The organism is Accumulibacter sp. (genome assembly GCF_036625275.1).
GTDB lineage: Bacteria > Pseudomonadota > Gammaproteobacteria > Burkholderiales > Rhodocyclaceae > Accumulibacter.
In genome coordinates, this window is sequence record NZ_JAZKUD010000144.1 from 1 (window position 1) to 5789 (window position 5789).

Consider the following 5789-nt stretch of genomic DNA (forward strand, 5'->3'; position numbering starts at 1 on the left):
GGCCAAAAAGACATACGATTATGGCACTACAAAACGCCAGAAAAATCCACCATCAGGAAAATCAGAGACTTAGAATCGAGACTCGCCTGAAAAGCAGGAAATATGCGTATGGGGTGTTAACATCCGGCTGGCATCGCGCAAGGCAAAGGCCAGCGCGCGCGGGTCGCTCTCGAAGGCCTGTTGCCGGGCGAGCATGTTGCGCCGGCGTTCGTCGCTGACCAGCCCGTGCTCGACGACTTCGACCAGCCGCGTCAGCGGGTCCTTGCCCGGCATCATCGGGCCGAGGGTGCGCCAGCGCTCGAAGCCGGTGCGCGCCCACAGCGCGCCCTGTTCGATCATCGGCAGCATGCCGGCGTTGACCAGCGACGACTTGCCGGTGCCGCTGTTGCCTTCGATCTGCAGCCAGCGGCAGTAAGCGGGGCCACCGCCGCCGCGCAGGCCTTCCGGATTGGCCTGCTGCTGGTCGCCAAGGTAGGTCAGGGCCTCGAGGGTTTCCTTGCGGCGTCCGAAGAACAGCCGGGAATCCTTGCTGCTGAAGGCGTTGAGGCCGAGGAAGGGGCAACCCTCGATGGCTGGCGGCGAGTCGAGGCGGACGGCGTGTGCTCGGATGGCGTCGACCAGGCCGCCCGGCAACGCCTCGGCAGGCGTCCAGCGGGTGGCCTGGAACAGCGCGAGAAACGGCGGCAGCGCTTCCGGCCTGGCCTCTTCGAGCAGGATCGGGAAGATCGGCAGCCGGTCCTCTTCCCGAGCCGCCGACAGGTGCCGGATCAGCGCGACCTGCACTTCGGCGCCGACCCAGCGCCTTACGCCGTCGCGCCCGGTGAGCACGACAAACGCCGAGCAAGCTTGCAGGACTTCCTGCAAGCGCTCCAGCCACCTGTCGCCGGTACGCAGCGAATCGTCGTCCTTGAAGACACTCAGCCCGGCGCGCTCGAGCGCCGCGCGCAAGGCAACCGCCGCCGTCCGGTCGCGGTGACTGTAGCTGAGGAAAACACCTTCGGTCGGCCGGTCGCTGGCGGTTGGCATCGGCGGCATCCCTGTCCTAGTTTGCGCGCAGCTTATCAGAACTTCCTGCAGGACTCGTCCCGCCGGGCTGCTTTCTTGGCGGCTGCGGCGTAGCAACCGGCGCCGGGAAGTCCTGCCGGAGGTTCTGCCGAGCGAACCGGCGCCATCAAGGCCCAGCCCGCCATAAGAAGGGCCACGGCATCGGGCACCCCAATGGCCCAGGTTTCAATCTGATCCGTGCTCGCGCCGGCAAAGCGTCCGCGGACTGCTCCCGGGAGGTAACCAATACAACGAAACAGCAGGCGTTGCAGGAGGCAACGTCACCTTCCTGACGGCCGTCCTTTATGCCGAAGCGTTCTGCTGAGGGCATAGCACATGGAGACGTTGCCTTCCAAAGCGTAAACTTCTTCCAGTAATCGTTGCTCGAGCTCGTCCGACCGCTGCATCAATCAGGAACGAGGATGAGGCCACTCCGAGGTTCAAGCTATTTACTATACTGTCCCTTCTCTGCCTGTCCCTTTTCTGCCTAGCGGTGCTCGGCGACGAGGCCGGGCGGCAGCGGGCGACTGACCTTCGGCAGCAGATCGACGCAATGTCGGGCGGGCAGGCCTGACGGCTGCGAAGCTCGGTTGGCACGCGCGGGAGCATCATGCCAGAACCTGCCCAGGGCAGCGCGCGAAGCATTGCCGTCTGCCCTGCACGACAGGCACTGTCAGCAATCCGCCGACCGACCCGGCAGCCAGCCCTCGCGCCGCACCTCAAGGCGAGTTCGTCACCTGCCCCCGGCAGCCGGCGGCGAAGGACGGCGCGCCGCGGGATCGAGGTCAGCCGGTGGCCGCTCGAGGCGATAGAAACGGACTCGCGCAGCAGGCGGCAGATCGACCGACTTCGGCTCGCCAATGAAGCTCAGCCCAGCGCTGCCTTCCCAGGGGGCGAGCGGACCGCGCGCCTGTGCCGATTGCGGATAGTAGAAATTGACCACCAGCGAAAGTCCGTGGCGCCGCTCCCACGCCGTGTCGAGCAGCGGATTGCCGTGTCCGCGTAGCGCCATGCCGGCCGCTGCCACGGCGAGCCGCCACGCCGCCGCGTCCTGCGGACAGAGAAAGTCGGCGGCGAAGGGCGAGCGTCGCGAGACCGCCGGGTTGAACTGCTGCGGCTGGAAGATCACCCCGGCGACCCCGCTGCCGTATCGCCGACGCGCGCTCGCCGACACCTCGGCCAGACGCACGCGGTTCATGGCGCCCCAGGCGATTCCGCGCGCCACCCGCGGATCGTCGGCGAAGCCCGTCGACCGCGCCTCAGCGTACACCAGCCGGGCCAGCAGTTCCTCGTCGCCCGGCCGGACGGCGAGAAGCACGTCCCGCGGCGCCTGCTCCGCCACGCGTCGCAGACACGACGGCAGATCGTCGGCGACGGCTGCCTGCGGCGCCAGCAAGCCGCAGGTCAGCGCCACGAAGGCGGCAACTGGCAGCGCGCCGGCCGCGGCCAGCATCCCTCGTGCCTCGCCGCCCGGCCGTTGCCAGCCCACCGACTCCGCGCTGGCGCCGCGTCGCCAACTCACCGCGAACGCCAGGGCAACGACGGCCAGGACGACGACGAGCATGACGATCGGCACAGTGTGGTGGTCCACCATTCATTCCTTCCTTCTGATGCGCAGGGCGAGCCACGGCGCCGACCCAGCAGGCGGCGGCAAGTACGCCAAAGGATAGGAGAGCCAACGCCACTTCCGCAAGTGTTCCAGGCTCTGATAGGCCCTGACAGCAGTCGTGATTCGGGGAAAGCGTGCTGACGGAGCCTGAAAACCTCGCCAGAATGGCAGCACGAGGATGGCCATGATGGCCATGATGGCCATGGGTCGCCGCGGTGGCCGACGAGGCCGCCGCGGCGACCCAGGGTGCAAGCGCTCCCTGACAAGCCCGATCGGATCGTCTTCGTGCGGCCTTTACCAGGCGATGCGCTGATCGCATTCGTACTCCGGCGTAGTGCGGTGCCGGTTGCGCTTGCGGGTCGAATTCGCCTTGTTCGGCATCGGCCATCTCCCACAGCGGCGGGCCCCGGGCCGGCGTGATAGGCGGCGGTGACGTCGGCTCGCCCAAGTGCGAGAGGATCGCGCGCACGGCGCAGGCGTCGGTGATGAAGGCGATGATTCGCATCTCGCCGCCACAACGTGGGCAGCAGACGCTGCGTCTGCGTGTAGACCACCCCGTAGAATAGACTACGATGTCAGCTTGGAGAACGGCAAGCACGGCGTCGTTCCAGCGCGCATGCTGCGGGCGCCCTAAGCGTCCCCGGCCCGCCAGCGCGGTTCGCGCGGCCTCGCGGCGAGCACGGCCGGACGCCGACGAAGGACTGCCAGCCAACCGCCGGACGGGCACCCGGTGCGGCAGTGGCCGACGATGATCACGGCGCGCGTCGGGCCCGGAGGTCTCCGAAAGCCGGCAGGAGACGGAATACACGAGCAACTGCGCAAGGAGCGAGTCATGCCAACCACTACCCTCAAGATCACCGGAATGAAATCGGACGACTGCCTGCGTAGCGTCATGAATGCGATCCAGGACCTGCCTTGCATCGGCTACGTCGAGGTCTCGCTGGAAACCGGCGAAGCCAGCATCGAGCATACGGCGATGGTCTCCGAGAGCGACATTCGCCAGAGCATCGAGGATGCCGGGTACCTGACGCTCTAGCGTTGATTCACCAGCCTGGCTTTGCCCCGGATCGTCGGCAAGACCGTTCCGGAGTCGGAGAATCGTCGAAAGTGTGAATCAATTCCTGAATCTGTCACCATTCTCGGGCCACACTGGCGCTTGCTGCGACAGGCTGGCGTTGGCAAACGCCTGTCTCGCCCTGGCTGCCCGTCTTGGTAACCACGCAGCGCTCAGGTACTACGATCCACAGGTCGCCAACGCGAACATCGGCGACGAATGTGGCAGTTTCGCCGGCGGTGTGGAGGTCGATCTGTTCGACATCGACGGCTATCTGGCGAGACAGTCGCCGGCCAGGCAGAAGATTGCCTGTTGATCCGCCAAACGGCGCGTCAACACGCCATCGATCCGCGCTTGCCACTGGCCATCGCCCTCGCAGAGTCGAATCTCGACCCCGGAGCGGTCTCGCCGCGGAACGCGCAGGGCGTGATGCAGCTGATTCCAGCGACACAGGAGCGCTTCGGCGTCACCAGACCTTTCGATCCCGAACATAGCATCCGCGGCGCGCTGGCCTATCTCAAGTGGTTGCGCAAGCGGTTTGCCGGAGATGGGCGGCTGATTGCGGCGGCCTACAACGCGGGCGAAGGAACTGTCGACCGTTACGCCGGCGTTCCCCCTTACCCCGAAACCGAAACGCAGCAATACGTTCGGCGTGTTCTGCGCTTCGCCGGCTACGCGCAACGCGACAGGAGCAATCCCGGCGGACAGGAACTGGAACGCCGCACGGAACGCCGTCAGGCCGGCTTGCTCTCCGTCGCATCAAGGGTTGAGCGCACGCAGTAAAGGATAGGAGATCCAACGCCACTTCCGCCAGTGTTCCAGGCTCTGATAGGCCCCGGACAGCAGTCGTGATTCGGGGAAAGCGTGCCGACGGAGCCTGAAAACCTCGCCAGAACCACAGCACCAGGATGGCCATGATGGCCCTGACGAGCCCGATCGCATCGGATCGTCTTCGTGCGGCCTTTACCAGGCGATGCGCTGATCGAATTCGTACTCCGGCGTAGTCCGGTGCCGGTTGAGCTTGCGGGGCGAACTCGCCCTGCTCGGCATCGGTGATCTCCCACAGCGGCGGGCCCGGGGCCGGCGCGATAGGCGGCGGTGACGTCGGCTTGCCCAAGTGCGAGAGGATCTCGCGCACGACCCAGGCGTCGGTGATGAAGGCGATGATTCGCATCTCGCCGCCACAGCGTGGGCAGACGAGCGGAAAGACCTCATCGATCCGCGCGAGCAGCAACGCCCAGGCGCAGCGGGCCGCGCGACGCAGGAGCGCTTCCTCTGCCTGCTCCTCGCTGTCGGACGACGCGCCTGGGGCGGTGATTTGCGCCGCGATTGGCTCAGTCTCAGTCTCAGTCTCAGTCGCTGTGACAAGCGGCGCGGTCAGACTCTCTGGCACGCCGGCAAGCGTGGTGACCTGTGCGCGTAGCGGTGCGTTGGGCGCCAGTACGCCGTAGTACCGATGCCGATGACGGCGCGGAGGTGGAATCAGCGCCGCCAAACGCTCGATCAGTTCGCGCGGCGTCAGCATCAAGCTGACGCCGCCGCCGGGACCCGGCTTGACGCTCTCATAGACCAGGTGTTCGGCGTCGATTTCACGCAAACGTTCCAGCGCAAAGGCAGGTCGAGCGCAATACCTTAGCAGCCGTTCCAGGCCCTGGCGGTCGGCCGCTTCAATGCGCACGCCGGCGTCGAGCGAAAAGCCGCCCCCGTGCTCCCAACTCGCCATCGTCTCGGCATCTTCCGGCTCAAGCACACCGCGCCGGGCCAGCGCGCGCAACAGACGGCGGCGGAGCATGGCCTGCACTCCGTTGAGCAACTTCTGTTCGGGGGCACCGCTTTCGTGAAACGTCGATCAGAAGCTGGTCCGTGGCCCCCGCCACGGCCCGCGCAAGGGTTCAGCGCGGGCGATTGCCAGCGACGCGGCGCACCAGCCTTCGCAGGCATTGCGACCGGGGCGTCGGCGCCAGAAGTTCAGGAAAGCCTTGCAGCGCGCGTAGAAGCGGAAGAAACGCAGGACGTTCCGGCGTTCCGCCGGGGTCAGCGCGTGCGCACTGCAGATCAGCTTGTCGTCGCTCATGCCACGGT

General features: G+C 66.5%; 4 protein-coding genes and 4 pseudogenes. 3 read left to right on the forward strand and 5 right to left on the reverse strand.

Annotation, left to right across the window (positions count from 1 at the left end):
* Window positions 1-69: 69 nt before the first annotated feature.
* The 3 genes and pseudogenes from V5B39_RS21370 to V5B39_RS21380 form a co-directional block, all read right to left on the reverse strand.
* Entirely contained in the window at window positions 70-1026 is a 957-nt protein-coding gene (locus V5B39_RS21370; RefSeq protein WP_332344843.1) for a toll/interleukin-1 receptor domain-containing protein, read from the reverse strand.
* Between the two features lie 751 nt (window positions 1027-1777).
* Window positions 1778-2638, reverse strand: coding sequence for a hypothetical protein (locus V5B39_RS21375; protein ID WP_332344848.1), 861 nt, complete (start codon window positions 2636-2638; stop codon window positions 1778-1780).
* A 358-nt stretch (window positions 2639-2996) separates the two neighbouring features.
* A pseudogene (locus tag V5B39_RS21380) lies at window positions 2997-3179 on the reverse strand (IS91 family transposase); the annotation flags it as partial.
* 306 nt (window positions 3180-3485) lie between these two features.
* On the opposite strand from V5B39_RS21380, the gene V5B39_RS21385 reads away from it, so the two are divergent.
* The 3 genes and pseudogenes from V5B39_RS21385 to V5B39_RS21400 all read left to right on the forward strand — a co-directional run bounded on the left by V5B39_RS21385 (window position 3486) and on the right by V5B39_RS21400 (window position 5130).
* A complete protein-coding gene (locus V5B39_RS21385) occupies window positions 3486-3689 on the forward strand; it encodes a heavy-metal-associated domain-containing protein (protein ID WP_332344844.1) in 204 nt (67 codons plus the stop codon).
* Window positions 3690-3828: 139 nt separating this feature from the next.
* Window positions 3829-4490 (forward strand): annotated as a pseudogene (locus tag V5B39_RS21395) (lytic transglycosylase domain-containing protein); the annotation flags it as partial.
* A gap of 334 nt (window positions 4491-4824) precedes the next feature.
* Entirely contained in the window at window positions 4825-5130 is a 306-nt protein-coding gene (locus V5B39_RS21400; protein ID WP_332344847.1) for a hypothetical protein, read from the forward strand.
* Between the two features lie 21 nt (window positions 5131-5151).
* On the opposite strand, the pseudogene V5B39_RS22380 reads toward V5B39_RS21400, so the two are convergent.
* Window positions 5152-5541 (reverse strand): annotated as a pseudogene (locus V5B39_RS22380) (transposase); the annotation flags it as partial.
* A gap of 15 nt (window positions 5542-5556) precedes the next feature.
* A pseudogene (locus V5B39_RS21405) lies at window positions 5557-5789 on the reverse strand (inorganic diphosphatase); the annotation flags it as partial.

What these genes read in the sequence shown, in the direction of transcription:
- V5B39_RS21370 (WP_332344843.1), bottom strand. Translation starts at nt 1,026, where the DNA reads ATGCCAACCGCCAGCGACCGGCCGACCGAAGGTGTTTTCCTCAGCTAC.
- V5B39_RS21385 (WP_332344844.1), top strand. Translation starts at nt 3,486, where the DNA reads ATGCCAACCACTACCCTCAAGATCACCGGAATGAAATCGGACGACTGC.
- V5B39_RS21375 (WP_332344848.1), bottom strand. Translation starts at nt 2,638, where the DNA reads ATGGTGGACCACCACACTGTGCCGATCGTCATGCTCGTCGTCGTCCTG.